General features: G+C 71.6%; 19 protein-coding genes. 13 read left to right on the forward strand and 6 right to left on the reverse strand.

Annotated features, from left to right (window positions below; genetic code table 11):
* Positions 1–140 precede the first annotated feature (140 nt).
* A complete protein-coding gene (locus ACN28A_RS15095) occupies positions 141–2021 on the reverse strand; it encodes a VanW family protein (protein ID WP_421404402.1) in 1881 nt (626 codons plus the stop codon).
* 292 nt (positions 2022–2313) lie between these two features.
* Between ACN28A_RS15095 and ACN28A_RS15100 the strand changes: the two genes are divergently transcribed.
* The 3 genes from ACN28A_RS15100 (at position 2314) to ACN28A_RS15110 (ending at position 10313) form a co-directional block, all read left to right on the forward strand.
* Positions 2314–6693 (forward strand): ExeM/NucH family extracellular endonuclease, encoded by a 4380-nt coding sequence (locus ACN28A_RS15100; RefSeq protein WP_421395881.1) that lies wholly within the window; start codon positions 2314–2316, stop codon positions 6691–6693.
* 258 nt (positions 6694–6951) lie between these two features.
* A complete protein-coding gene (locus tag ACN28A_RS15105) occupies positions 6952–7989 on the forward strand; it encodes a hypothetical protein (protein WP_421395883.1) in 1038 nt (345 codons plus the stop codon).
* A gap of 305 nt (positions 7990–8294) precedes the next feature.
* Positions 8295–10313 (forward strand): cell wall-binding repeat-containing protein, encoded by a 2019-nt coding sequence (locus ACN28A_RS15110; protein WP_421395885.1) that lies wholly within the window; start codon positions 8295–8297, stop codon positions 10311–10313.
* A gap of 90 nt (positions 10314–10403) precedes the next feature.
* On the opposite strand, the gene murD is transcribed toward ACN28A_RS15110, so the two are convergent.
* Complete coding sequence (gene murD, locus ACN28A_RS15115) at positions 10404–11840, reverse strand: UDP-N-acetylmuramoyl-L-alanine--D-glutamate ligase (protein WP_421395886.1); 1437 nt, start codon at positions 11838–11840, stop codon at positions 10404–10406.
* A gap of 135 nt (positions 11841–11975) precedes the next feature.
* Between murD and ACN28A_RS15120 the strand changes: the two genes are divergently transcribed.
* The 6 genes from ACN28A_RS15120 to ACN28A_RS15145 all read left to right on the forward strand — a co-directional run bounded on the left by ACN28A_RS15120 (position 11976) and on the right by ACN28A_RS15145 (position 17832).
* Entirely contained in the window at positions 11976–12626 is a 651-nt protein-coding gene (locus ACN28A_RS15120; protein WP_421395887.1) for a TetR/AcrR family transcriptional regulator, read from the forward strand.
* 34 nt (positions 12627–12660) lie between these two features.
* A complete protein-coding gene (locus tag ACN28A_RS15125) occupies positions 12661–14394 on the forward strand; it encodes an ABC transporter ATP-binding protein (protein WP_421395889.1) in 1734 nt (577 codons plus the stop codon).
* A gap of 152 nt (positions 14395–14546) precedes the next feature.
* Entirely contained in the window at positions 14547–16493 is a 1947-nt protein-coding gene (locus tag ACN28A_RS15130) for an ABC transporter ATP-binding protein (RefSeq protein ID WP_421404404.1), read from the forward strand.
* Positions 16494–16608: 115 nt separating this feature from the next.
* Complete coding sequence (locus ACN28A_RS15135) at positions 16609–16950, forward strand: ArsR/SmtB family transcription factor (protein WP_421395890.1); 342 nt, start codon at positions 16609–16611, stop codon at positions 16948–16950.
* Positions 16950–17417 carry an SRPBCC family protein gene (locus tag ACN28A_RS15140; RefSeq protein WP_421395891.1) on the forward strand — a complete coding sequence of 156 codons (468 nt, stop codon included), beginning with the start codon at positions 16950–16952 and terminating at the stop codon, positions 17415–17417. Before ACN28A_RS15135 ends, ACN28A_RS15140 begins: the two co-directional genes overlap by 1 nt.
* On the forward strand, positions 17410–17832 hold the full coding sequence (locus ACN28A_RS15145; RefSeq protein WP_421395893.1) for a DUF6069 family protein: 423 nt from the start codon (positions 17410–17412) through the stop codon (positions 17830–17832). The genes ACN28A_RS15140 and ACN28A_RS15145 overlap by 8 nt, the downstream gene beginning before the upstream one ends.
* A 132-nt stretch (positions 17833–17964) precedes the next feature.
* On the opposite strand, the gene ACN28A_RS15150 is transcribed toward ACN28A_RS15145, so the two are convergent.
* On the reverse strand, positions 17965–18546 hold the full coding sequence (locus ACN28A_RS15150; protein ID WP_421395894.1) for a helix-turn-helix domain-containing protein: 582 nt from the start codon (positions 18544–18546) through the stop codon (positions 17965–17967).
* 281 nt (positions 18547–18827) lie between these two features.
* Between ACN28A_RS15150 and ACN28A_RS15155 the strand changes: the two genes are divergently transcribed.
* The 4 genes from ACN28A_RS15155 to ACN28A_RS15170 all read left to right on the forward strand — a co-directional run bounded on the left by ACN28A_RS15155 (position 18828) and on the right by ACN28A_RS15170 (position 23063).
* Positions 18828–19484, forward strand: coding sequence for a class I SAM-dependent methyltransferase (locus ACN28A_RS15155; RefSeq protein ID WP_421395895.1), 657 nt, complete (start codon positions 18828–18830; stop codon positions 19482–19484).
* A 72-nt stretch (positions 19485–19556) separates the two neighbouring features.
* The gene (locus ACN28A_RS15160) at positions 19557–21152 is read left to right on the forward strand and encodes an MFS transporter (protein ID WP_421395897.1); all 1596 of its coding nucleotides are present in this window, start codon (positions 19557–19559) and stop codon (positions 21150–21152) included.
* A gap of 298 nt (positions 21153–21450) precedes the next feature.
* The gene (locus tag ACN28A_RS15165; protein WP_421395899.1) at positions 21451–21831 is read left to right on the forward strand and encodes a YciI family protein; all 381 of its coding nucleotides are present in this window, start codon (positions 21451–21453) and stop codon (positions 21829–21831) included.
* The gene (locus ACN28A_RS15170) at positions 21828–23063 is read left to right on the forward strand and encodes an RNA polymerase sigma factor (RefSeq protein ID WP_421395901.1); all 1236 of its coding nucleotides are present in this window, start codon (positions 21828–21830) and stop codon (positions 23061–23063) included. Before ACN28A_RS15165 ends, ACN28A_RS15170 begins: the two co-directional genes overlap by 4 nt.
* Before the next feature lie 31 nt (positions 23064–23094).
* Here the strand turns inward: ACN28A_RS15170 and ACN28A_RS15175 are convergent, their stop codons facing one another.
* Genes ACN28A_RS15175 through ACN28A_RS15185 form a run of 3 tightly spaced genes read right to left on the reverse strand, consistent with a single transcriptional unit; the run spans position 23095 to position 26170 of the window.
* A complete protein-coding gene (locus ACN28A_RS15175) occupies positions 23095–24894 on the reverse strand; it encodes an FtsX-like permease family protein (RefSeq protein ID WP_421395903.1) in 1800 nt (599 codons plus the stop codon).
* Positions 24895–24896: 2 nt separating this feature from the next.
* Complete coding sequence (locus tag ACN28A_RS15180; protein WP_421395904.1) at positions 24897–25625, reverse strand: ABC transporter ATP-binding protein; 729 nt, start codon at positions 25623–25625, stop codon at positions 24897–24899.
* On the reverse strand, positions 25622–26170 hold the full coding sequence (locus ACN28A_RS15185) for a PadR family transcriptional regulator (protein ID WP_421395905.1): 549 nt from the start codon (positions 26168–26170) through the stop codon (positions 25622–25624). Before ACN28A_RS15185 ends, ACN28A_RS15180 begins: the two co-directional genes overlap by 4 nt.
* Positions 26171–26479: the final 309 nt, after the last annotated feature.

Below are 26479 nucleotides of genomic sequence, written 5' to 3' on the forward strand. Positions count from 1 at the left end.
GGGGTCCTCTCCGAACATCGACGGCCCGCCTCGTGGGCGGGCCTCAGATCACGATGCCGGCAGCGTATGGACCCCCATCGCTGTATCGCAATGTGCCGATGTCATCCCGGTTGTGTCATACCACCGGGACGAGGAGCCGGTCAGCCGCAGCTGTACCGGGGTTCCGCCAGATACTTCCAGGTGAACTTCTCCCGCTTGACGACCTTTCCGCCCTTGTGGAACAGCCGGAACGCGTCCTGGGTGAAGCCGTCGATCCCGTTCGTGGGGATGCAGGAGGGGCCGGGCTGAAGCTTGATCACCTTCGGTTTGGTGATGTTCCGGCGCGGGCTCCACTCCGTCGTCACCTTGTCGTAGACCTTTGTGCTCCAGATCGACACCGTGACCGAGCTGCCGGTGTGCGAGGTGTCGATCAGGACCCCGTGCGGGGTGTCGTTCTTGAACTTGAAGTCGAGGTCGGGCCAGAAGATCGTCGACTCGATGACCGGAGGATAGCGGCTGAACCAGTACGAGTGCGGTTTGTGCTCGACGTCCTCCAGGCCGGCGTAGTACGTGGCGTTGAACAGCGTCGTGGTGAACTGCGAGGTGCCGCCGCCGACCCCCGGCACCAGCTTGCCGTCCAGGATCACCGGGGCGTCGCGGTAGCCCTGGGCGTAGCCGCGCTCACCGGTGTGCCCGTTCAGCGAGAAGGTCTGGCCGGGCTTCACCACCGTGCCGTCCACGTCCCGGGCGATCGTCACGATGTTCTGGCTGCGCGGCGAGCCGAGCCCGCCGGTGAACTTGGTGGTGAAGGTGGAGACCCGCTCCTTGATCCCCATCTTGCTCAGGTCCTCGGTGCTGAGCTTCGGCTCGACCGGCCTGAGCTTCGCCTCGACCGTACGGCCGTCGCTCTTCGGGAGTACCGTCAGCAGGTCGCGGGCCAGCGCGGCGGTGTCCACCTGGGAGCCGCCGGAACCGGCCACGATCTTCGGCTTGTTGCCCTGGATCGACATGCTGGCGTCCTTCGGTGCCACCTCGACCTTGTCGAGCTGGCTGGGGAGCGCGGCCCGCAGCTTCTTCTCGTCCACCCGGGGGACGATCTTCCCGGTCTTGTCCGCGGTCAGCACCAGGCTCCTGGCGATCGCGGCCGGTGCGATGGTGAAGCTGCCCCGCTCGGTGCTCACCGTCACCGGGGCGGCGACCGCCGGCCTGGCCAGCTCGCTGACCAGCCGGTCGACCTCCTCGGTGGTGGTCACCGGGTGCGTCTCGACCAGCGGCACCTGCACCGGTTGCCCGCCCAGCCAGCCCTCCCGCAGCGCCCTGGCCGACTCCTCGGGCCGCAGCCCTCGGCTCGGCTTCGGATAGACCGCCTTCGGGGTCGTACCGGTGAAGGTGATCGCCGGCATCGTCATCTGCGGCCCGGCCCTGCCGACGATCTTCCGCAGCTCGGTGTCGAGCTTCTCGGCGTCGACCGTGACCACCGGCTCGGTGTCGCGGGAGCCGAAGAGCAGGCTCAGCGGGCCGGGCCGGTGCCCGGCCGCCGCCGCGACGGTCGCCTCGACGTCCACCGCCAGCCCGACCGCGTCCGGTGACACCTCGCCGGTCTGGTCGCCGACGCGCACCTGCACCGGGCTGGTGAAGGTGGCGGCCTTCGACTCCAGGTCCGCGCGGAGCGCCTGGACCGCCTCGGCCCGGCTCTTGCCGCCCAGGTCGACGCCGAGCACGCTGGTGCCCCGGGGCACCTCACCGGCGTATGCGTAGCCGGCCGTGGCGCCTCCCGTGGCGACCAGCACGGCGGCGGCCGTACCGGCGGCCAGCAGGATCCGACGCAGCCGGCGCTTGCCCGTCGGCTGCCCGCCGGGCGGGGCCGAGCCCGGGACCGGCGTCTCCCAGCCGGCCGACGTCGCGGTGACGCTTCCCGGGGTACTCCCGGCACCACCGGCCGGGCCAGCCGCCTGGCCCGGCCCGCCGGCCGGCAGGCTGACCGCGGTGATCTGGATGGTCGGGCGATCCTCGGCGGGTTCCCGGACGGCGGCCAGCTGCACGGTCGGCTGCTCGTCGGCGGGGACTCTCTTCTCGCCGTACTGACTCACGGACACCTCAGTGCGATGCGGCGGGCGGGCACCAGAGCCGCCCGGGAGGACCTTGACCGACTACGGTAGCCAAAAACTCCGCGGCGGCGGGCGACGGGTCCGCGCCGGAGCCAAAAATGCGAATAGTCCGATCTTCGACCGGGTACGACCGAACATCCATGGTGTTCCGTACACCTGGCAGCTCTCGGTACGCCACCGAGCCCGCATATGCTCCGACCGTCTACCCCCTATCGGAGGCAACCTGATGCGCCGGAACAGACGCGGACGCTCGCTCCGGGCGCTGGGTGTGCTGCTCACCAGCAGTGCGCTCGGCGTGACAAGCGGAACGGTGGCCCTCGCCGCCGAGCCCGCGGCGACGCCCCTGCTCAGTGAGATCCACTACGACAACGCCGGCACGGACACCGGCGAGGCGATCGAGGTCGAGGCCCCGGCCGGTACCGACCTGACCGGCTGGCAGCTCGTCCTGTACAACGGCAACAACGGTGCGCCGTACCACACCCGCACGTTGAGCGGGACGGTGCCGGCGGCCGGGGTGGTCGTCGCGACGTACCCGACCGACGGGATCCAGAACGGCTCCCCGGACGGGATCGCACTCGTCGCCCCGGACGGCACCGTCACCGAGTTCCTCAGCTACGAGGGCGGGATGACCGGGGTCGGCGGACCGGCCGACGGGCAGGCCGCCACCGACATCGGCGTGGCAGAGGCCGGCAGCACCCCGATCGGCCAGTCGGTGCAGCGGATCGACGGCACCTGGCGGGCACCGGCGCCGAACAGCTTCGGCACCCGCAACGGCGGCGACGACCCGGATCCCGACCCGGACCCGGTCGGCTGTGACACCCCGGTCAGCCACACCATCGCCCAGGTGCAGGGCACCGGCGACGCGACACCGCTTTCCGGCACCCGGGTCACCGTCGAGGGTGTCGTCACCGGCGACCACCGCACCGGCGGGTACAACGGGATCTACCTGCAGACCGCCGGCAGCGGCGGGCGGACGCCGGCCCCCGGCACCGCCTCGGACGGCATCTTCGGTTACCTGACCGGCAACGCCGCCAACCACCCGAGCGTCGCGATCGGCGACCGGATCCGGATCAGCGGCACCGCGGGCGAGTTCAACGGGCTCACCCAGGTCAGCATCGGGGCCAGGACCGACGTGCAGGTCTGCGAGCAGGGCGTCGCACTGCCGTCACCGGCCGCGCTCACGCTGCCACTGGCCGCGCCGGCCCGGGAGTCGGTCGAGTCGATGCTGGTCGCCCCGGTCGGCAACTACACCGTCTCCGAGGTCTACAACACCAACCGGTACGGCGAGGTGGTGCTCGCCGCCGGTGACCGTGCCGCGGTGATCCCGACCGACATCGCCCGGCCCGGCACCGACGCCGCCCGCGACGCGGCGGCGGCGAACAAACTGGCCCGGCTGCTCGTCGACGACGGCCGGACCACCAACCTGGCCAGCGCCGGCCTGCTGCCGCCGTACCTGGCGCCGGGCAGCCCGCTGCGGGTCGGCGACAGTGTCGAGGCGTTCGGGCCGGTCGTGCTCTCCTACGGGTTCGACGAGTGGCGGCTCCAGCCGACCACCCCGGTCGACGCGGACACCCCGCCGGCCGCCCGGACCAGCTTCAAGGTGACGAACCCGCGCACCCCGGCACCGGCGGACGTGGGCGGCGACCTCAAGGTCGGCGCCTTCAACGTGCTCAACTACTTCGTGCACTTCGGCGGCGACGCCCGGGGTGCCCCGGACGAGGCAGCGCTGGCCAGGCAGGAGGCGAAGATCGTCTCGGCGATCAACGCGCTCGGCGCCGACGTGGTCGCGCTCCAGGAGATCGAGAACTCGGTACGCTTCGACGCCGCCGACCCGCAGCGGGCGCTGAAGCGACTCGTCGGCGCGCTGAACACGGCCGCCGGTGCCGGCACCTGGGACTACGTCCGCACCCCGGCGGAGTTGCCGCCGGCGGCCCAGCAGGACTTCATCACCACCGCGATCATCTTCAAGCCGGCGAAGGCGCAGCCCAGGGGCGCCGCCCGGTCGGTGAACGACGAGACCGTCTGGTTCAACGCCCGGGAACCGATCGCGCAGACCTTCACGGCCGGCGCGACCACCTTCACCGTGGTGGCCAACCACTTCAAGTCGAAGAGCAGCAGCGACTCCGCGACCGGTGACAACGCCGACAGCGGCGACGGGCAGGGCGCGTTCAACGGCGACCGGGTCCGGCAGGCCCGCGCGCTGGCCGCCTTCGTCGAGCGGCTCGAGACCGACAGCGGCAGCGACCAGGTGCTGCTGCTCGGCGACTTCAACGCGTACACCCAGGAGGACCCGATGCGGGTCCTGCACGACGCCGGCTACGTCGACCTGAACGAGGCCGGCGAGGCCAGTTACGTCTTCGGCGGCGAGTCCGGCTCGCTGGACCACGCGGTCGCCTCGGCGTCGCTTGCGGAACGGGTCACCGGGATCGACGTCTGGCAGATCAACTCGCACGAGTCGTACGCCTTCCAGTACGACGGGCACCCGGCGTTCTTCGCCGAGGACCCGTACCGGGCCAGCGACCACAACCCGATCATCGTGGGTCTGGAGACCGGTGCGACCGGCCCGGTCGAGCTGCAACTGCTCAGCGTCAACGACTTCCACGGCCGGCTGGAGTCGCCCGGCAACGCGCCGGACGGCCGGCCGGTCGGCGGGGCCGCCCAGGTCGCCGGCCTGGTCGACCAGCTCCGGACGGAAAACCCGAACACCGCCTTCGTCTCCGCCGGCGACAACATCGGCGCCTCCACGTTCGTCTCGGCGATCGACGACGACAACCCGACGATCGACGCGCTCAACGCGATGGGGTTGGCCGCCTCGGCGGTCGGCAACCACGAGTTCGACAAGGGCATCGCCGACCTGACCGGCCGGGTCACCGACCGGGCCGACTTCCCGCTGCTCGGCGCGAACGTCTACCGGGGCGACCAGCGGGCACTGCCGGCGTACTCGGTGAGCACCGTCGGCGGCGTCCGGGTCGGCTTCGTCGGGGTGGTGACCGAGCAGACCGCCTCGCTGGTCAGCCCGGACGGCATCGCCGGGATCACCTTCCGGGAGCCGGTCGCCGAGGCGAACGCGGTGGCCGCACAGCTCTCCGACGGCGACCCGGCCAACGGCGAGGCCGACGTGGTGGTGCTGCTCGCCCACGAGGGAGCGGCGACCGAGAACATCGACTCGGCCGAGGAGTTGGCGAACGACCCGGTCTTCGGGAAGTTCACCCGGGCCGACGCGACGATCGACGCCATCTTCAGCGGGCACACCCACCAGCCGTACGCCTTCGAGGTGCCGGTGCCCGGCACCGACCGGCTGCGCCCGGTGGTGCAGGCCGAGGACTACGGCAAGCGGCTGGGCAGGATCGAGCTGACCTTCGACCCGGCCACCGGCACGGTGACGGCGGCCGACGCGGCGCTCGTCGACGTGGTGGGTGCGCCGCAGCACCCGGCGGTCGCCGAGATCGTGGCGGCGGCCAAGGCCCGCGCCCAGGAGCTGGGTCAGCGGCCGCTCGGCTCGATCACCGCGGACATCCGGCGGGCGTACAACGAGGCCGGCAACGAGGACCGGGGCAAGGAGTCGGTGCTCGGCAACTTCGTCGCCGACGTGCAGCTCGCCGGGACCAGCGCCCCGGGCCGGGGCGGGGCGCAGATCGCGTTCATGAACCCGGGCGGCCTCCGGGCCGACCTGGTGTACGCCCCGGACGGCGTCGTCACCTACGCCGAGGCGTTCTCGGTGCAGCCGTTCGCCAACGACGTGGTGACGAAGACGTACACCGGGGCACAGCTCAAGCAGGTGCTGGAGCAGCAGTGGCAGCCGGCGGGCGCCTCCCGGCCGGTGCTCTGGCTCGGCGTCTCCAAGGGCTTCTCCTACACCTACGACCCGGCGGCCCCGCAGGGCTCCCGGATCACCTCGATGTCCCTGAACGGCACCCCGATCAGCCCGACCGGCAGCTACCGGTTGACTGTAAACTCGTTCCTCGCGGCCGGCGGGGACAACTTCACCACCCTGGCCGAGGGGACCGACCGGGTCACCACCGGGGACAACGACCTGACGATGCTCACCGACTACATCGCGGCGAACTCACCGGTCACCGCCGACCCGGCGCCGCGTTCCGCGGTCGGTCAGCCGGGACCGGAGTGCGACACGACGATCAGCGGTCGGCACGACCGGCCGGTCTTCGTCTTCGCCGGGCTCACCTGCCTGGACGACGCGACCGTCTCCGGCCCGGTGACCGTGCTGCCGGGCGGGTCGCTGATGGCGACCGGTGGCAGCATCTCCGGCCCGGTCACCGCCACCGCGCCGGAGACGCTGACCCTGACCGGTACCCGGGTCTCCGGCCCGGTCACCGTGGTCGCCGCCCGTGGTGCCGTACTCGTCGAGCAGGGCCGGGTCGGCGGCGCGGTCTCGATCGCACTCGGCACCGGCGGAGTACGCCTCGACGGTGTCACCGCGTCCGGTCCGGTCTCGCTGCTCGGCAACTCCGGCAGCCAGCCGGTGCTGGTCGCCGGCAACACCGTGAGCGGGCCGCTGAGCTGCCTGGCCAACTCGCCGGCACCGGGCAACGACGGCCGGATCAACACGGTCCGGGGCCCGAAGGTCGGGCAGTGTGCCAGGCTGTGAACGACGTGGTGTGTCAGGGGCCGGGCGACGACGGTCGGGGTGACCGGCCGACGCTCGACTAGCTCCGTCGCGACTGCGGGTCCGGTTCCGGGTCACCGGTTCCGGACCCGCAGTCGTGTGTCGGAGTCGTGTGTCGGAGTCGTGTGTCGGAGTCGTGTGTCGGAGCCGTTTGTCGCGGCGGTCCGTCGGAGTGGTCCGTGTGTCGGGACGTGGTGCCCCGGGCAGCGGAAGCGTGGCCCGGAGGCGGGAGGGACGAGGGTGAGCGGCTACCAGCCCGTACCGTTGCCGACCGGTGCCGGTGCGACCTCCCGGGCCGACCTGGTGGCCGGCCTGACCGGCTGGGCCCGGTCCCGGCCGCTGCGGGACCTGGTCGCCGCGTTCGGCGCCGAGTTGCCCGACCGGCTTCCCCCGGACGGGCTGCTCGGCTGGCTGGACGACTTCTCGGCCCGGCACTGGGACTTCCGCAGCCGGCACGGTGCGGTCGAGCGGGACGAGGTCGGCGAGACCGTACTCGATCCCGCCGTCGCCGAGCTGGTCCGGTCGGCTGCCTCAGCGCTCGGCCTGGCCGGCCCGCGACCCGTGCCCGGCCGGCGCTACGACCACCTGCTGGTGCTGGGCGGGTTGGCCCGGTCCTGCCTGCAACGGACCGCCTACGCCGCCCGGCTGCTCGACACCGGGGTCGTCGAGGTCGGTGAGGTCGCCGCGCTGGGCAGTTTCCGGCCGCTGCGTCCGGTCGAACTGGACCGACTCCGGCTCCCCACCGACCGGCCCGGGACGCGGCTGGACGGCGGTTACGAGGTGGACGCGATGGACCTGGGCATCCGGATCGCCTTCGGTTGCCCGACCAGCGTGCGGCGGCGGCGCTCGGCGGGCGGGATCGACCACCACTCCTGGTCGGTCGCCGTCTACCGGCCGGAGCCGGTGCGGACCGGTGCCCTGCCGGCGAGCCGGTCGGTGGCCCGCCCGGTGGTGCGGGTACTCGCGGCGCCGTCGACGGAGCCGGAGACCCGGCGGGCGCACACCTCCGACACGTACCACTTCTGGGCCGGAGAGTTGCGGCCGGCGGCCGGGGACCGGGTCCTGGTGCTGACCTCGCAGCTCTACGTTCCGTTCCAGCACTTCGACGCGCTGCGTACGCTCGCGCTCGGCTACGGGTGCGAAGTGGACACGGTGGGGGTGGACCCGGACTCGGTACCCGGGTACGGCGCGGTCGAGTCGTCGGGTCCGGACCGCTACCTTCAGGAGATACGCTCCGCGATCCGATCGATACGCAATCTGTTGCGGGTACTCGGATAATCACTATCCGGATACGTGCACCGGATCGAGCGTCCCAATACACCGTCCGGAGTGGACGGCAAATCGGATTACTCGCCCGGACCGTGCTACACCACGGCTTTCGGGGACCGCGAACCGCCGGATCGGGCTACGAACCGTCGGATCGTCGAAGTGTGACTGGCCTAACGGACCAACTTCGGACACGGAAGCGAAACGGGGCAGCGCACCGAATAAAGAAACCCTTAAAGTTGTCGAGGCGTCGCCCCACGGGGGGGCAACCGTCCCTATCTGGGCAGTGCGACGCGTTTCTGTTGCGAGGAGTCCCCTTGCCTCCACGTTCTATTTCCCGGCCGCTGGCGCTTGCCTCGGCCGTCGCGCTCAGCGCCACCACCGCTCTTGTCGGTGCGCCGGCGGCCCAGGCGAGCCACCCCGGCTCCGGCAGTGTGCTGAGCGCCAGCAACGGCACCGACACCATCAGGTTCAACAACGGCTCGACGCTGCGACTCGGCAACCAGGACTCGGAACTGGGCATCACCACGGTGAACGGCGCGGCCTGGTCGCCGGACGGCAGCCGGGCGATCTTCGCCACCGAGGGCGGCGACATCGCCACCCTGCGGCACAACGACGGCGGGAACTGGTGGTGGGTCTCGCCCAAGTGGGAGGGCGCGCCCGACCACATCGATTACCGCAGCCCGGTCTACCGGAGCGAGGGCATCGGCGTGCTCTGGTCGGCCAAGGAAGCGGGCTCGCCGTGGCGGATCGAGGCGCAGGTCGCCTCGGGCGGCTTCTCGCCGGGCCAGATCACCCCGGGCGACGGCCGGCACTACCTCAACCCGGACTCCGGCCCGGGTGCGCTCTTCGTCTACCAGGTGCAGGGCGGCAGCGCCGACGCGCCGTCCGGCCCGTCCGAGGTCGGTGTCTTCGACGGCAGCGGCTTCCAGGAGATCCTGGACGACGCGAGCAACCCGTCCGTGTCGCCGAACGGCAAGCGGGTGGCGTTCGTCCGTGGCGGCCAGATCTACGCCGCCGACATCACCGGCGACAACGTCATCGCGATCACCTCGAACGCGGTGGCCCACGACCACCCGACCTGGTCGCCGGATGGCAGCACCATCGCCTTCACCAACGGCTCCGGAGTGGCGACCGCACCGGCGAACGGCAGCGGGGCGGCGAACCCGACCCCGGTGTCCGGGCTCTCCGGGGTGCCGTCGTACCAGCCGCGCCGGACCGACACCGTGGCCCGGCTCGCCGGAACGGACCGCTACACCACGGCGACCGCCGTTTCCCGGGCGCACTGGGCGACCGCCGGTGACCAGAGTGACGCCAGGCAGTTCGCCGACGCCGTCGTGCTCTCCCGGTCGGATCTGTTCGCCGATGCGCTCGGCGGCGCGCCGCTGGCCGCCGCGAAGCAGGGTCCGCTGCTGATGACCCCGCCGACCGGGCTCAACCTGGAAACCGAGACCGAGATCAAGCGGATCCTGCCGCCCGGCAAGACCGTCTACCTGCTCGGCAGCCCCGGCGCGATCTCCACTGTGGTGGAGGACCAGATCGAGGCGCTGGGTTACCAGACCCGACGCCTGGCCGGCCAGGACCGCTTCGGCACCTCGGTCGCGATCGCCAACGAGATCAACCCGAACCCGACCTACGTGCTCGCCGCGACCGGGATGGACTTCCCGGACGCGCTCGCGGCCGGCGCGGCGGCCGGCTCGTTCAACGTGCCGGGCACCGGGCAGTCCGCGGTGGTCGTCCTCACCACCGACTACACGCTGTCGGCCGGGACCAAGGCATACCTGGACCGGGTGCGGTCGACGTCGGCGATCGTCGGCATCGGCCTGCAGGCCGCGGCGGCGACGGAGCCGTACAACCCGATCCCGATCTACGGAACCAGCCGCTACGAGACCTCGCTCTTCGTCGCGTGGTCGTTCTTCGGCGGCACCGACTACGCCGGTCTCGCCACCGGGGTCAACTGGCCGGACGCGCTTGCCGGCGGCGCGCTGATGGCGACCATCAACGGTCCGCTGCTGCTCACCGCGGGCAACAGCCCCGAGCTCTCCTTCGAGCCCGAACTGTTCCTGGACGAGCACAGCGGATCGCTGGACACCGCGCTGATCTTCGGGTCCGCCGCGGTCGTCTCGGCGGGGCAGCAGGGGCCGATCGGCAGCTGGATCAGCGGCCCGGGTAGCTACACCGTGGTGCAGAACCCGACGAACATCGGGATCGTCAACCTCGACCGGGGAACCTCCTCCGCCGCCCGCGCGGCGGCGGCCGACCCCAGCCGGGTGCGTACCCCGGAGCAGCTGGAGACGGCCGTCGAGGGCCTCAAGGACCGGCTCGCGCAGCGGTAACCAGCACGACGCTCGAAGAACGGAAGGGGCCGGTCGGCAGACCGGCCCCTTCCCGTCGCCGGCGGAGTGTAAGGAAGGGCCGCGGCGGTGTCAGCGGGTCTGCTCGATCGCCTGTCGGAAGACCCGGGAGCGGTGCGCGTAGTTGTCGAACCGGCCGTAGCTTGGTGCGGCCGGGGAGAGCAGCACCACCCCGCCGGGGGGCGTACGCTCCCGGCCGAGCCGGACCGCCTCGGGCAGGTCCTCGGCGGCCAGCGTGGTGATGGTGCCCAGGTCCTTGACCACGTCCAGGATCCGGGGTCCGCTGTCGGGGATGCCGATCAGGGTGGCCACGATCCCCTGCTCGGCGAGGAAGTCCCGCAGCGGGCCGTAGTCCACTCCCCGGTCCTCGCCGCCGACGATCACGGTCAGCGGACGGTTGGCGTACGCCTCGATGGCGTGGATCGCCGACTGCGGGATCGTGGAGAGCGAGTCGTCAACGAAGGTGATCCCGGACGGGTCCTCGATCGGGGTGAGCCGGTGCTCAAGGACCGGCAGGGTGCCGAGCGCGGCGGCGAGCCGGTCCCGTTCGGCGACACAGTCGACGCCGACCGCCCGCAGCGCGGTGAGCGCCACGCAGAGGTTCCCCTCGTTGTGCCGTCCCACCAGCGGCAGCGCGTCGCGTGGGAAGAGTCGCTGGTCGCCGAGGCGTATCCAGCGGGTGCCGTCGGGCTCGGCGGTCACCTGGAAGACCGGCTCGGTGGTCACCTGGAAGACAGGCTCGGCTCGCCGGGCTCCGGCCTGGCCAGCCGAACCGGTGGCTCCGGGGTCGGCGGCGGTGCCGGCGGGGAGCAGCGGCAGTCCGGGCCGGGCGGCGAGTTCGGCGCGCAGCCGGTCGTCGTGGGCGTTGAACGCCACCCACCGGGGGCCGTGGTCGACGAGGTTCAGCTTGTGCCGGTAGTACTCGGCCTCCCCGCCGGCCCAGTCCAGGTGTTCGGGGGCGAGCGAGGTGAGTACGGCCACCTCGGGCGAGTCGGTCAGGTCGGCGCACTGGTACATGGAGAGTTCCAGCACGTAGCGGGGCGCGGGCGGCAGGTCGAGCACCGGTACCCCGATGTTGCCACCCATCACGTTGGGCCGGTCGACGGCGGTGAGCAGGTGGCTGATCAGGTTGGTGGTGGTGCTCTTGCCCTTGCTGCCGGTGACCCCGATCGTGCTCCCGGCGTGCTCGGCCATCCACAGCGCCGTGCCGCTGGTGATCGGGATGCCGCGCTCGCGCAGGCGTACCACCCAGGGGTGGGTTTCGCCGATCACCGGGGAGCGGACGACCACGTCAGCGTCGAGCAGCACCGCCAGGGCGGCGGGGCCGGTGTGCAGTGGGGCCAGCTCGGCGAGCCGGCCCGTCCAGGGCTTCGCGGCGTACGTCTCGCGATCCATCACCGCGACCAGTTCGGCCGGCCCGACCGGGGCGATGGCGTTTATCGCCGCGACGCCCTCCCGGCCGGTGCCCCAGACCGCGACCCGCCGGCCGCGCAGATCTGCCAGTTGCACCTGACGACTCCCTCCGGTACGCGCCCAAACTCTAGTCCCGGCTCCGGTGCCGCGGGCCGGGACGTCACCCGGCTTGCGCGACCGCTTCCGGAAATTCGCTTGTGAGTGAGTTACTCACTCAGTAGTGTTGCCGCCGTGAACCCGCAGACCCCCTCCGGCCGGGCCCGTCCGCTGCCGCCGGACGAGCGGCGGGCCGCACTCGTCAACGCGACCCTGGCCCTGATCACCGAACACGGGGTCAAGGTCACCACCCGGCAGATCGCCGAGGCGGCCGGGGTCGCCGAAGGCACCATCTTCCGGGTCTTCCCGCACAAGGACGGGCTGGTCCGGGTCGCCGTCGAGACCGCGCTCGACCCCGCCCCACTGCTCGCGGAACTCGCCGCGATCGACCTGTCGACCCCGCTGCGGGAGCGGCTGGTCGAGTTGGCCGCGATCCTGCAACGCCGGCTCACCAGCATCTTCAACCTGCTGCACTCGGTCGGCATGCACGGGCCGCCGGAGGACTCGACCAAACGGCCGGGTGGCGCGTCGGGGCACCGGCCGCCGAACGAGGAGATCTACCAGGCGATCGTCCGGGTGCTGGAGCCGGACGCCGACCGCTTCCGCTGTCCGCTGCCCGAGGTGGCCCGACTGCTGCGACTGCTGACCTTCGCCGGCTCGCACCCGAGGATCACCGACAACGAACCGCTCAGTCCCGAGACGATCGCCGACGTGCTCCTCGACGGGGTCCGCGAGCGCACCGGATCGGGACAGGGCGCCGAAGACCACCAACCGGACCGGTCGTGACCGGCCACCGCGTCACCTATTCGGGGGATCGTCGATGCTGAATCGACTACTGATCGACTATCTGCGGCCGTACGGCCGGCCACTCGCCGCCGTGGTGCTGCTGCAACTCGTCGGCACCATGGCCTCGCTCTACCTGCCCAGCCTCAACGCCGACATCATCGACAAGGGCATCGCCCGGGGCGACACCGACTACATCGTCGGCACCGGCGGCTGGATGCTGCTGGTCACGCTGGCCCAGATCGCCTGCTCGATCGCGGCCGTCTACTACGGCGCCCGCACCGCGATGGGCTTCGGCCGGGACGTACGCGGGGCGATCTTCCACCGGGTGATGGGCTTCTCGGGCCGGGAGGTCGGCCAGTTCGGGGCACCCTCGCTGATCACCCGCACCACGAACGACGTGCAGCAGGTGCAGATGCTCGTCGTGGTGACCTGCACGATGCTCGTCGCGGCGCCGATCACCCTGCTCGGCGGCGTGGTCATGGCCCTGCGCGAGGACGTCGGGCTCTCCTGGCTGATGCTCGTCTGCGTACCGGTGCTGGTGCTGGCGATCGGGCTGGTGATCAGCCGGATGGTGCCGCAGTTCCGGCTGATGCAGACCCGGATCGACACCGTCAACCGGGTACTCCGGGAGCAGATCACCGGCATCCGGGTGGTCCGGGCGTTCGTCCGGGAGCCGTACGAGACCCGCCGCTTCGAGGTGGCGAACGAGGACCTGACCAACACCGCGCTGCGGGTCGGCCGGCTCGCCGCGCTGATCTTCCCGATCGTGATGTTGGTGCTCAACCTCTCCAGCGTGGCGGTGCTCTGGTTCGGCGCGCACCGGATCGAGGCGGGGCAGATCCAGATCGGGGCGCTCACCGCCTTCCTGACCTATCTGATGTTCATCCTGATGTCGGTGATGATGGCGACCTTCATGCTGATGATGGTTCCCCGGGCGGCGGTCTGCGCCGAGCGGATCATGGAGGTGCTGGGCACCGGGTCGTCGGTGGTCCCGCCCCGGGAGCCGGTCCGCGAGGTGCACGGCGCGGGCACGCTGGAGCTGCGGGACGTCGGTTTCCAGTACCCGGGTGCGGCGGCGCCGGTGCTCCGGGACGTCTCGTTCCGGGCCGGGGCCGGCCGGACGACGGCGATCATCGGCAGTACTGGTGCGGGCAAGACGACCCTGCTCGGGCTGGTACCCCGACTCTTCGACGTCACCGCCGGGGCGGTACTCGTCGACGGGGTGGACGTCCGGGAGCTGGATCCGGACCTGCTCTGGGAGCGGATCGGCCTGGTGCCGCAGCGGCCGTACCTCTTCTCCGGCACCATCGCCAGCAACCTCCGCTACGGCCGCCCCGACGCGACCGACGAGGAACTCTGGGCCAGCCTCGAGGTCGCGCAGGCCCGCGACTTCGTCGCCGAGCTGCCGGACGGGCTGGACGCACCGGTGGCCCAGGGCGGGACGAACCTCTCCGGCGGGCAGCGGCAGCGGCTGGCCATCGCCCGCGCCCTGGTCCGCCGTCCGGAGATCTATCTCTTCGACGACTCGTTCTCGGCGCTCGACCTCGGCACCGACGCCCGGCTGCGGGCGGCGCTGAAACCGGTCACCGCCGGGGCCGCGGTGGTGATCGTGGCGCAGCGGGTCTCCACGATCCTGGACGCCGACCAGATCATCGTGCTGGAGGACGGTGCGGTGGTCGGCGCCGGCCGGCACGAGGAGCTGCTGGCGAACTGCCCGACCTACGCCGAGATCGTGGAGTCCCAGCTGACCGTAGGGGTGACCGCGTGAGCACGGCGAGCGAGAACGGTCAGCAGAGCACGCCGGGCGGGAACGGCCGGCAGGGCACGCCGGGCGGGAACGGCCGGCAGACGGCCCGGGCCACCCCGGCCCGGCTGCCCGGCGGTGCCCCCCGGGGCGGCCCGGGATGGGCCAACGCCGGCATGCCGGCCGAGAAGTCGATGAACTTCGGCCCGTCGGCCCGGCGGCTGCTCGGCCTGCTCCGGCCGCACCGGCTTCCGCTGGTCGCGGTGGTGCTGCTGGCGCTCGCAAGCGTCGGGCTGTCGGTGGCCGGGCCGAAGATCCTCGGGTACGCCACCGACGTGATCTTCGCCGGGCTGATCGGCCGGCAGTTGCCGGCCGGTACCACCGCCGAACAGGCCGCCGAGGGTGCCCGCGCGGCCGGCAACGACGGCTACGCCGAACTGCTGCTGAAGATGGAGGTCGTCCCCGGCGTCGGCATCGACTTCGCCCGGCTCGGCCAGGTCCTGCTGCTGGCGGTGCTGCTCTTCCTCGCCGCCAGTCTGCTCGGCTGGCTACAGGGTTACATCCTGAACAACGCGGTGCAGGCCACCATCCGGCGGTTGCGGTCGGACGTGGCGGCGAAGCTCAACCGGCTGCCGCTGCCGTACTTCGACGGTCAACCCCGGGGTGAGCTGCTCAGCCGGGTCACCAACGACATCGACAACATCGCGCAGAGCCTGCAACAGACGCTCAGCCAGCTGCTCACCTCGCTGCTCACCGTGATCGGCGTACTCGGGGTGATGTTCTGGATCTCGCCGCTGCTGGCCGTGGTCGCACTCGTCGCGGTACCGGTGTCGGTGCTGGTCACCAAGCAGATCGCGAAGCGGTCGCAGAAGCAGTTCATCGCACAGTGGACGCACACCGGCGTGCTGAACGGCCAGATCGAGGAGGCGTTCACCGGACACGAACTGGTGAAGGTCTTCGGCCGGCAGCGCGAGGTCGAGGCGGCCTTCGGCGCGAAGAACGAGGAACTGTTCAGGGCGAGCTTCGCCGCACAGTTCGTCTCGGGGATCATCATGCCGTCGATGATGTTCATCGGAAACCTGAGCTACGTGCTGATCGCGGTGATCGGCGGGCTGCGGGTCGCCTCCGGGGCGATGACGCTCGGCGACGTGCAGGCGTTCATCCAGTACTCCCGGCAGTTCACCCAGCCGCTGACCCAGATCGCCTCGATGGCGAACCTGCTCCAGTCCGGGGTCGCCTCGGCGGAGCGGGTCTTCGACGTACTCGACGCCGACGAGCAGAGCCCGGACCCGGTCGCGCCGGCCCGGCTGACCGACCGACGCGGACGGGTCGAGTTCGCGCACGTCTCGTTCCGGTACGAGCCGGACAAGCCGCTGATCGACGACCTGTCGCTGGTCGCCGAGCCGGGGCACACGGTGGCGATCGTCGGGCCGACCGGGGCCGGCAAGACCACCCTGGTCAACCTGGTCATGCGCTTCTACGAGCTGGACGCCGGGCGGATCACCCTGGACGGGGTCGACCTGACCGAGCTGCGCCGGGACACCCTGCGCGGCGAGATCGGCATGGTGTTGCAGGACACCTGGCTGTTCGGCGGCACGATCCGGGACAACATCGCGTACGGCGATCCGGAGGCGGGCGAGGAGCAGATCCTGGCGGCGGCGCGGGCGACCTTCGTCGACCGGTTCGTACGCAGCCTGCCGGACGGCTACGACACGGTGATCGACGAGGAGGGCAGCAACGTCAGTGCCGGCGAGAAGCAGCTCATCACCATCGCCCGGGCCTTCCTGGCCAACCCGTCGCTGCTGATCCTGGACGAGGCGACGAGTTCGGTGGACACCCGGACGGAGGTGTTGCTGCAACGGGCGATGGCGGCGTTGCGGGCCGACCGGACGAGTTTCGTGATCGCGCACCGGTTGTCGACAATCCGGGACGCCGACCTGATCCTGGTGATGGAGCAGGGCCGGATAGTGGAGCAGGGCAGCCACGACGAGCTGCTCGCCGCGCAGGGTGCGTACCACCGGCTCTACCAGGCCCAGTTCACCCAGCCGGTGGCCGACGTCGAGCCGGCGGTGCCGGCCGGGCCGGCCGGGGTGCCCGCCGGGGCACCCCGGCAGCGAGCCTGAGCCGGAATCGGCGGGTTCGGCGACACCGAGCCGGCGGGCGCGCTGCCGACGCGCCCGCCGGCTCTGTCCTTCAACAATGTTGAACCGTGAGGTTTAGTGTTGTACGGTGAACCGCATGGTTCAGCAAGAGGTACTCGATCGGGTCTTCGGCTGCCTGGCCGACGCTACACGCCGACAGATCCTGGTCCGGCTCGGCGACGGGCCGGCCACCATCGGCGAGCTGGCCCAACCGGTCGGGATGAGCCTGACCGGCATGAAGAAGCACGTCCAGTTGCTCGAGGACGCCGGCCTGGTGGTCACGGAGAAGGTCGGCCGGTCCCGGCAGTGCCGCCTCGGGGACGCCCCGCTGGACGAGGCGATGGCTTGGATCACCTTCTACCAACGCCTCTGGGCGCGCCGCCTGGACGGCCTGGACGCCTACCTGACCCTGCGACGAGGCACGAAGGAACAGGACTGATGACACTCGACCTGCGCACGACCCGACACCTCCCGGCCACGCCGGAGGAGGTCTTCGACGCGTACACCGACGCCGAGCAGCAGAAGATCTGGTACGCCATCCTGGACGAGCAGCCCGGGATCGTGGAGATCGAGGTCGACCTCCGGGTCGGCGGCCGGCAGACCGCCGTCTGGGGACCCGGCCCCGACATGCTGTTCCGGGAGACGCAGACCTTCGTCGAGATCGACCGCCCGCACCGGCTCGTCACCGAGTCCACCGGCAGCAGCCCGGACGGACTCACCATGACGACCCGGGTCGAGGTCACCTTCGAGGAGCAGGACGGCGGCACCCTGATGACCGTCGTGCAGAGCGGCTTCCCGGCCCCCGAGATCCGGGACTTCTTCGTCGGCGAGGTGTGGCAGGGTGCCTTCGCCCGGATCGAGGCGTACCTGGTCCGGGAGCACGGCCGGGCCGGCTCGGATGCGTAGGCTTCCCCGGCCCGGCATCGTCGGGCTCGCCGTCGTCACGGCGGTGCTGGTCAACCTCGTGCTCTACGCCGTCGGCCGGGCGGCCGGCGGAACGTTCCGGTTCACCACCCCGCAGGGACCGGCCGAGGTCGACGCGCTGACCGTCGCCGGCTTCAGCGCGGTACCGCTGCTGCTCGGCCTCGCCGCCGTCGCCCTGCTGGCCCCACTCGCCGGTTGGATCAGCCGGGTCGCGACGGTCGTCGGTGCGGCGCTGGCGGTCGTCACCATCGCCGTGATGACCCTGCCCGCAGACCTGGACGCCACCAGCAAGACGATCCTGGCCCTCTGCCACCTGACGCTCGTCCCGATCATCGTCGTCGCGGTACCCGCCCTCGACCCACGACGGCGGGACGGGCCGAGCCGGAGCGCGGCTTGATCGGGTGTCGCCAGCACGGAGCCGGACTGCCGCCCGACCTCGCAGCCGGGAGTTCAGCACGGAGATCTCCGGCTACGGGCGGATGCCGTGTTCGACCAGATGGTAAACCCAAGTTTGCCCAACGCCGTAGTGCTATGAGCCGGTTGTGCGGACATGTGCACGTTCGCCCTGCTTGCCGACGAGGCTGAGGAACTCGACGGGCCCCGCGCTGGTGGCTCCGAACCAGTGCGGGGTTCGGGTGTCGAACTCGGCGGCCTCGCCGGGCCCGAGGATGAGGTCGTGCTGCCCGAGGACGAGGCGGAGTTGGCCGCTGAGGACGAAGGCCCAGTCGTAACCTTCGTGGGTGCGCAGCCGGGGCTCGTCGTCGTCGCGTCCGGTGGGGAGGACGAACTTGTATGCCTGGATGCCGCCGGGGCGGCGGGTCAGGGGAACGATGATCCTGCCATCGGTGGTGGGTATCGGCCGCATGTTGATGCGTGGGTCGCCGGTCTGCGGTGCGTCGACGAGTTCGTCGAGGGTGACACCGTACGCGCGGGCCAGGGGTAGCAGCTGTTCGAGGGTGGGAAGCCGGAGGCCGGCTTCGAGTCGGGACAGCGTGCTGATCGAGATGCCGGTTCGATCGGCGAGGTCACTCAGGGTGATGTCGCGCCGTTGACGGAGCTGTTTGAGGCGTGGTCCAACGGCCGCGAGGGTGTGTCTGGTCGGGTCGTCCATGCAGCCATTTTGCCATTCGGCAAAACTCTTTGCCACATCGTCGGACTACTCCGCATCCTCGAGGAGCCGGTGCCGAAGGGCAGCCGCGCTATCGACGGGAGGTCGGCAGTGCCAGACCAGACGACTGAGATTCGCGAGTTGGTGATCATGCGAGGCGGCGCGGTCGGCCTCAGCGCCGCCGTGACGCAGACCCGGGCACGTCGCACGGTGATCGTGCAGGACGACCCGGGCCGGGCCGTGGCAGTACGCCGCGACTCCGTCGTCACCGGGGGAGAAGCTCGATGACGCACGCGTTCGACAGGCAGTACTGGGACCAGATCTGGCGGGGGGACCGGGCCCAAGCAATGGCTGCCAGCCAGGCGAACCCACATCTGGTGCGTGAGGTCGGCGACCTGCCGCCCGGAACAGCCCTGGAAGCGGGCTGCGGTGCCGGAGCCGAGGCGATCTGGCTCGCTACCCGCGGCTGGCAGGTCACAGCCGTCGACATCACCGCCGCGGCGCTCTCGCACGCAGCCGGACGCGCCACCGCCGCCGGTGTGAACGGCAAGGTGAGATGGGTCGAGGCGGACCTGTCCACCTGGCAGCCGCCCAGCCGGTACGACCTGGTCACCACGCACTACGCGCATCCCGCGATGCCGCAGTTGGACTTCTACGACCGCATCGCGTCCTGGGTCGCCCCCGGCGGCACCCTGCTCATTGTCGGCCACCTGCACCACCACGACCAGAACTCCACGGCCGGCCACGGCCACGGCCACGGCCACGGTGGGACCGAACCGCCCGCCTCGGCGTCCGTGACAGCCGCCGACATCACCGGCCGCCTCGACCCGGCCGGGTGGGAGATCGTGACCGCGCAGCAGTCGCATCGATCCATTACCGGTCCCGGCGGCCAGACGGTAGCCGTGCACGACGTCGTCGTCAGAGCCCGCCGCCGGCATTGACCCCAACCACCCGACGACGCCGGGAGCCGACAGCTCCCGGCGTACTGCTCCCTGCCTACCCGAAGGAATCCCATGACCACCAACCCGACCCCGACCCCGAGTGCGGCCGGCCAGGCCACGGTCGACGACCCGCGGCAGCGCCGGACGATCCTGGTCGCGGTCTGCGTGGCACTGATGGCCGTGATCGCCTCGGTCACCGGCCTGAACGTCGCCCAGCCGGAACTCGCCGTCGAGTTCGACGCCTCGCAGAGCGAGGTTCTGTGGATCATCAACGTCTACACCATGACGCTGGCCGCACTGCTGCTGCCGCTTGGCGCCCTCGGGGACCGGCGCGGCCGCAAGCCGATGCTGCTGATCGGTCTGGTCATCTTCGGCGCGGCGAACCTGGCCGCCGCCCTGGCGACCTCCTCGCAGATGATGCTCGCCTCCCGGCTGCTGTCCGGTGTCGGCGCGGCGATGATCATGCCGGTCACGCTTGCCGTGATCACCTCGACCTTTCCCGACAAGGAGCGCGCCAAGGGCATCGGGGTCTGGACCGCGGTCGCCGGTGGCGGCGGCATCCTCGGCATGTATCTCTCCGCGCTGCTGGTCGACGTCGCGACCTGGCGATGGCTCTTCGTCCTACCCGTCGCGCTCGTCCTGGGATCGGTCGTCATGGTCCTCCGCTCCGTCCCGAACTCCCACCGGCACACCGGGCACCGCTTCGACACCGTCGGCTCGATGACCTCGGTCGTCGCCGTACTCTCCCTGATCTTCGTGCTGCACGAGGGTCCGCTGATCGGATGGACCGAGCCCGCCACGCTGCTCGGGCTCGCCAGCGGCCTCGCCGCCACGAGCGGCTTCACCGTCTGGGAACTGCGTCACCCGGCGCCGCTGCTCGACATCCGGCTGTTCCGCGAGCGTGGCCTGGCCGGCGGATCGCTCGTGCTGCTGGCGGTCTTCGGCGTACAGGCGGGCATCTTCGTGGTGCTCTTCCCGTTCCTGCAAGCCGTGCTCGGCTGGTCCGCGCTCCAGGCAACCCTGGCTATGATGCCGATGGCACTGGTGATGATGCTCGCCTCCGGTCTCGCCCCGAAGGCCGGTATCCGGATCGGCGGCCGCGCGACCATGGCCGCAGGCATCCTCGTCGGCGGCACCGGACTCGCCATGATGGCGATCCTCGTCTCCGTCGACGGCGGCTACCTCTCCGTGCTGCCCGGCATGCTCGCCATGGGTCTGGGCATGGGCCTGTCCATGACGCCCTCCACCGAGGCGATCACCGGCTCGCTGCCGCGCGAAAGCCAGGGTGTCGCCTCCGCACTCAACGACGTGACCCGCGAGTTCGGCACCGCCATCGGTGTCGCCCTGCTCGGTGCGCTCCTCTCCGCCGGCTACCAGAACGCGATCGGTTCCCGGCTCGACGGCGTGCCTGCCGAGGTGGCCGACACCGCCCGGGAGGGCGTCGCGAACGCCGTCGCGGTCGCCGGTGACGCGGGGCCACTGACCGAAGGACTGCTGCGGGCTGCGAAAGAGTCGTTCGTCGACGGCTGGCAGCAGGCCATGTGGGCCGGAGCCGCGGTCATGGCCGTCCTCTTCGTCTACATCCTCGTCCGAGGACCCCGCCGTGGCACGGCAGCCGACAACATCACCGCAGACGGATCGGAAACCTCGACCGTAGTCACCGGCTAGCTCGGACCGGTGCTCTGCGGCGGCAGGGCGGCGAGGCGGTGACGCCGGCGGAGCGGATCACCGTGCGCGGTGCCGGCGATCTCGGCACCGGCGACGAAGACATGCGTCACCGGGTCTGTCTCGGACGAGCGGTCGGGGGCTGCCTCGAAGAAGAGTCGGGGCTGCCTCGAGGAAGAGTTGCCAGGTGGTGTCGTATCAGGGAGTGGCCGTTCGTGGAACCAGTGTGCGGCGGCCCGCCGGGCGGTTGCTATCCGAGGAGCCGGGGAAGGCCCTCGTGCGGACCTGAGAGGAGACGACAATGGCGGAGTACCTGATTGCCTTCAACGACGAGTGGGTGCCCGAGCACACGGCGGAGCAACTGCGCGAGAAGGGCGTGGCCGGCCGGGCCGTGGTCGCGGAGATGCGGGCCGAGAACGTCCTGATCTTCAGCAACGGCGCGCTCGACCGCTCCACCGCGATCTGCAGTGTCGAGTCGGTCGACGGCAAGCCCGTCTTCACCGACGGCCCGTACGTCGAGACCAAGGAGCACCTCGGCGGCTTCGCCGTGGTGGACGTGCCCGACGACGAAACGGCACGCTACTGGGCCGGCCGGCTCGCGACCGCGCTCGACTGGCCGCAGGAGGTGCACCGGTTCCCGGGCCGCGGTGAGGCTCGGCCTGACGGCTCCGCGCAGAGGTGACCGTCGAGCAGGCGATCACCCGTGCCCACCACGAGGAGTGGGCACGGGTGGTCGCCGCCCTCGCGCGCCGGTTCGGCGACCTCGACATCGCCGAGGAGGCGACGGCCGAGGCGTTCCTCACGGCCACGGAGCGGTGGCCGCGCGACGGCGTACCGGCCAGTCCCGGTGGTTGGCTCGTCACCACCGCGACCCGCAAGGCGATCGACCAGCTCCGTCGCGAGTCGCAGCGTGACGCCAAGCACCGGGCGGCCCGGATGGTCCACGACGACACCCCTGCGGAGCCGACCGGCCCGGTCGAGGACGACCGGCTGAGGCTGGTCTTCACCTGCTGCCATCCGGCACTCGCGACGGAAGCCCGGGTGGCGCTCACCCTGCGCCTGCTCGGCGGCCTCACCGTCGCCGAGATCGCCCGGGCCTTCCTGGTCCAGGAGACCACGATGGCCCGCCGGATCACCCGCGCCAAAGCGAAGATCAAGGCGACGCACATCCCGTACCGGGTGCCGTCGCCCGACGACATCCGCGAGCGGCTCGCCGGCGTACTCGCGGTCGTCTACCTCGTCTTCAACGAGGGCTATCTCGCCAGCGAGGGGGACGAGCCGGTCCGCGTCGACCTCACCGACGAGGCGATCCGGCTCGGCCGCCTGCTCCGCACCCTCCTGCCGGACGACGGCGAGGTGGCCGGCCTGCTCGCCCTGATGCTCCTCACCGACGCCCGGCGGCCGGCGCGGGTGTCCCGCACCGGTGAGCTGGTGACCCTCGACGAGCAGGACCGTGGCGCCTGGGACCGCGCCCTGATCGCCGAGGGCAGGGCGCTGGTCCGGGAGCGGATCGCGGCGGTGGCGGCCGGCGGCGACCCGGCCGGGCGCTACCAGGTGCAGGCGGCGATCAACCTGGTCCACACCGACGCCCCGTCGGCCCGGGACACCGACTGGGCCACGATCGCCAGCCTCTACGGCCGGCTGGTGCTGCTCGACCCCTCGCCGATCGTGCGGCTCAACCGGGCGGTCGCGGTCGCCGAGGTCGACGGACCCGGGGTCGGGCTCGCCGAGATCGACCGGCTCGCCGAACTCCTCGACGGCTACCACGCCTTCCACGCCGCCCGCGCCGACCTGCTGCGCCGACTCGGTCGCGGCGGCGAGTCGCGGGCCGCGTACGACCGGGCGATCGACCTCGCCGGCAACCCCGCCGAGCGGGCCTACCTCACCCGCCGCCGCGACCAGCTCGCCAGCTGACCCGAGGTCTCGGCACGACGGTGCCCGGCGGTCAGGATGGCGCGGACCGGAGGGTCTCCACGACCGGGCGCCGGGTGGCGAGCATCGCGGGGACGGCGGTGAGCGCGGCGACGGCGAGCAGCACGCCGAGCGCCGTGGCGGCCAGCCAGGACCCGGGCGGTCGCTGGACCTCGGCGCGGCTGACGAGATCGAGCAGTCCGATGCCGGCCGGGATCCCCGCGACGACACCGGGTACGGCGGGAAGCAGTTGCGCCACCGCCAGGCCCAGGGCGGCCTGTGCCGGCGTGGCGCCGAGCGTGCGGGCGACGGCCAGCGGCTGCCGGGCGTCCAGCACCGCGGTCCAGGTGCTCACGACGGCGTTGACGAGCGCGAGGACGCACAGCACGACGACCACTACCAGCAGGGCCTGGTCCATCCGCTCGGTGCGGGGGTTGGCGAGTTCCGTGTAGCCGAGGTCGAACTTCTCCACCCGGCTGTTGATCACGAGTACGGCGACGAGCGCGGTCGTGGTGATCAGGGTGTTCACGGTGACCAGCCGGGCCCGGCGCGGCCGGCGGGCGTTGACACGTACCCCGATCAGCAGGGCGGCGGGCAGATGCCGGGACAGCCGGATGCGCCACCACCGGCGGCGCGGCGGCGTCGCGGCGTCGGCCAGCGCGTGCACGGTGCTGGTGGCGGCGGCGCGCACCACAGGCAGCAGCGTCGCCGCCACGGCGATCGTGAGGGCGAGGGCCGTACTGGCGACCACCGTGCGCAGCGCGGGTGGCTGGGCGTTGACGGAGCCGATGAGTCCGACACTCGGGCGGATCAGCACGGGCGCGGCGAACCAGCCCGCCGCCAGCCCGGTGGCGGCGGCGACAAGCCCGATCACGAGGTACTCGGCGAGGTGGACGGCGGCGATCATGGCAGGTCCGGCGCCGACGGCCTTCAGCAGCCCCACCCGGCGGCGCTGGCCGATGATCCGGCCCGCGACGATGCCGGCGACGCCGGCCAGCGCAAGGCCGCTGAGCAGCCAGCTGCCGACGAGCAGCGTCAACTGGGCGTCGCCGTACAACCGGCCGTTCAGGTCGTCGATCGCCTGCCAGATGGTGAGTTCGTCGCCGACGGCGTACCTGGTGCTGGCCGCCGGGTCGGCGAGTTTCAGGTTGAGGGTGTACGACAGCGGCCGGCCGCCGGCAAGCCTGGCCAGGTCACCGCGGTCGACCCAGACCAGCCCGCCCCGCTCGACCAGGACGCTGCCCGGATGGTGCCACCCGGCGTACGGATAGGTGGCCCTGGCGGCGGTGACGGCGGTGCCGACCACGCGCAGCGGATGGCCGTCGGCGCTTACCGTGTCGTCCGCGCTTACCGTGCCACGGACGCTGACCGTGTCGCCGACGCGGATGCCGAGGGCGTCGGCGAAGGCACGCTCGACGACGACGCCGCCGGGGCGTACCCAGGTGCCGTCGGTCACGGCGGGCCGGTCGATCGACACCGGCGCGTCGTCCCGGCCCTCGACGACGGTCTGCGCCGACGTGCCGCCGACCGTCATCGTCAGGTAGGCGACCGGAAAGGGACCGCTGTGACCGGTGACGCCGGCCGCGCTGGTCAGCGGTGCGAGTTCGTCCAGCGCGGCCTGGCCGGTCGCCCGGGGTGTCACGATCACGTCCGGGCCGGCGGTGGCGGCCCGGGTCTGCTGGTACGGCCGGTCGGCGACTTCGTTGAGGGTGAGGCCGAGGGTCAGCGTGGCGGTGGCGGCGGTGATGGCGACCAGGAGCAGGACGGCCTCGGTGCGGCGGCGGCGAAGGTCCCGCACCAGCAGCCGGCAGACGAGCAGGAGGCGGCCGGACATCTTCAGCGCCGCCCGTCGTAGACGGTGCCTGCGGTGGTGCCGGTGTAGTGGTTGTCGTCGGCGAACGACCCGTCGCGCATCGAGATCACCCGGTCGGCGACCGCGGCGATGCGGGCGTCGTGGGTGACCACCACGAGAGTCTGTCCGGCGGCGTGCAGCTCCTCGAACAGCCGCAGTACCTCCAGGGTGGCGGTGCTGTCCAGGTTGCCGGTGGGTTCGTCGGCGAGTACGACAAGCGGCTCGTTGCTCAGCGCGCGGGCGATCGCGACCCGCTGGCGCTGCCCGCCGGACAGCGCCGAGGGCAGGTGCGCGGCGCGGTCGGCGAGCCCGACCCGGTCCAGCAGGTACATCGCCCGCTTGCGGGCCCGCCCCGGGGACCGGCCGGCCAGCAGCGCGGCCAGTTCGACGTTCTCCACCGCGGTGAGTTCGTCCATCAGGTGGAACGACTGGAAGACGAACCCGACGCCGTCGCGCCGCAGCCGGGCGAGGGCCCGTTCGCTCATCGTGTCGACCCGGTGCTGGGCCAGCCACACCTGCCCGTCGGTGGGTCTCTGCAGCCCGCCGAGCAGGTGCAGCAGGGTGGACTTGCCGCAGCCGCTCGGTCCCATGACCGCCAACGTCTGTCCGACGGGCACGTCCAGGTCGACCTCGTCGACGGCGCGTACCAGTGTGTTGTGCGAGCCGTACCGTTTGGTCAGCCCGCGCGCCCGCAACGCCATCGATCCGGTCATGCCTCCGCCTTCCGGCCAGTCCGACCACGTTCGGTCCACATGCGTTCGCAGGCCTCCAGCCACTCCAGGTCGGCGCGCAGCCGCAGTACGACGCCCTCCAGCAGCAGTCCGGCGACCGGGTCCACCGACCGGTCGAGCGCCGCCCGCTGGGTGTCGCGCAGCCGGCGCAGCACCTCGCGCCGCTGCGCGTCGACGAGTGCCACCGGGTCAGCCAGCCGGCCGGCGGCGGCGGCCACCAGTTTCAGGTGGAACTCCGTGAGGTCCGGCCTCGGCCAGCTCACCTCGGCCAGCCAGCCCGCGACCCGCTGCTGTCCGGCCGGAGTCAACGCGTAGACCCGCCGGTCGGGCCGGTCCGGCAGGCCGTCGGCCCGCTCCGACGTCACCAGTCCGGCCCTGCCCAGCCGGGCCAGCGCCACGTAGATCTGCCCGGCGTTCATCGACTCGCCCAGCGGGCCGAGCGCGGCACGCATCCGGCCGCGCAACTCGTACCCGTACGCCGGCTCCTTCGCCAGCATGGCCAGCACCACGTCCTGCACCCCAGGCACACCCCTTCGTCGCGGACCGCTAAATAGATAGCCGGTAGCTATGGGCCTGTCAACTCCGCTGACGGGGCGTACGGACACATGCTGCCAGCGCCTACCTCGGCGATCCGCCGCTGTCACGGCCCCGGAGCCGCCGCAGGGAAAACCTCTGGTGGATCACGGCGGCCGCTGCTAGCTTTCGGAAGGCCGTGCGAGAGACCGAGGAGGTGGTACCCGTGAACGTTTCGACATGGGTGCTCCCCTGCGGGGTCACGGTCGGACGATAGGTCGTCCGGGAGCGCCGTTCACGAGCACTCCCGAAGGGCACGACCA

The sequence above is a fragment of the Plantactinospora sp. WMMB782 genome (assembly GCF_049179135.1).
Lineage (GTDB): Bacteria > Actinomycetota > Actinomycetes > Mycobacteriales > Micromonosporaceae > Plantactinospora.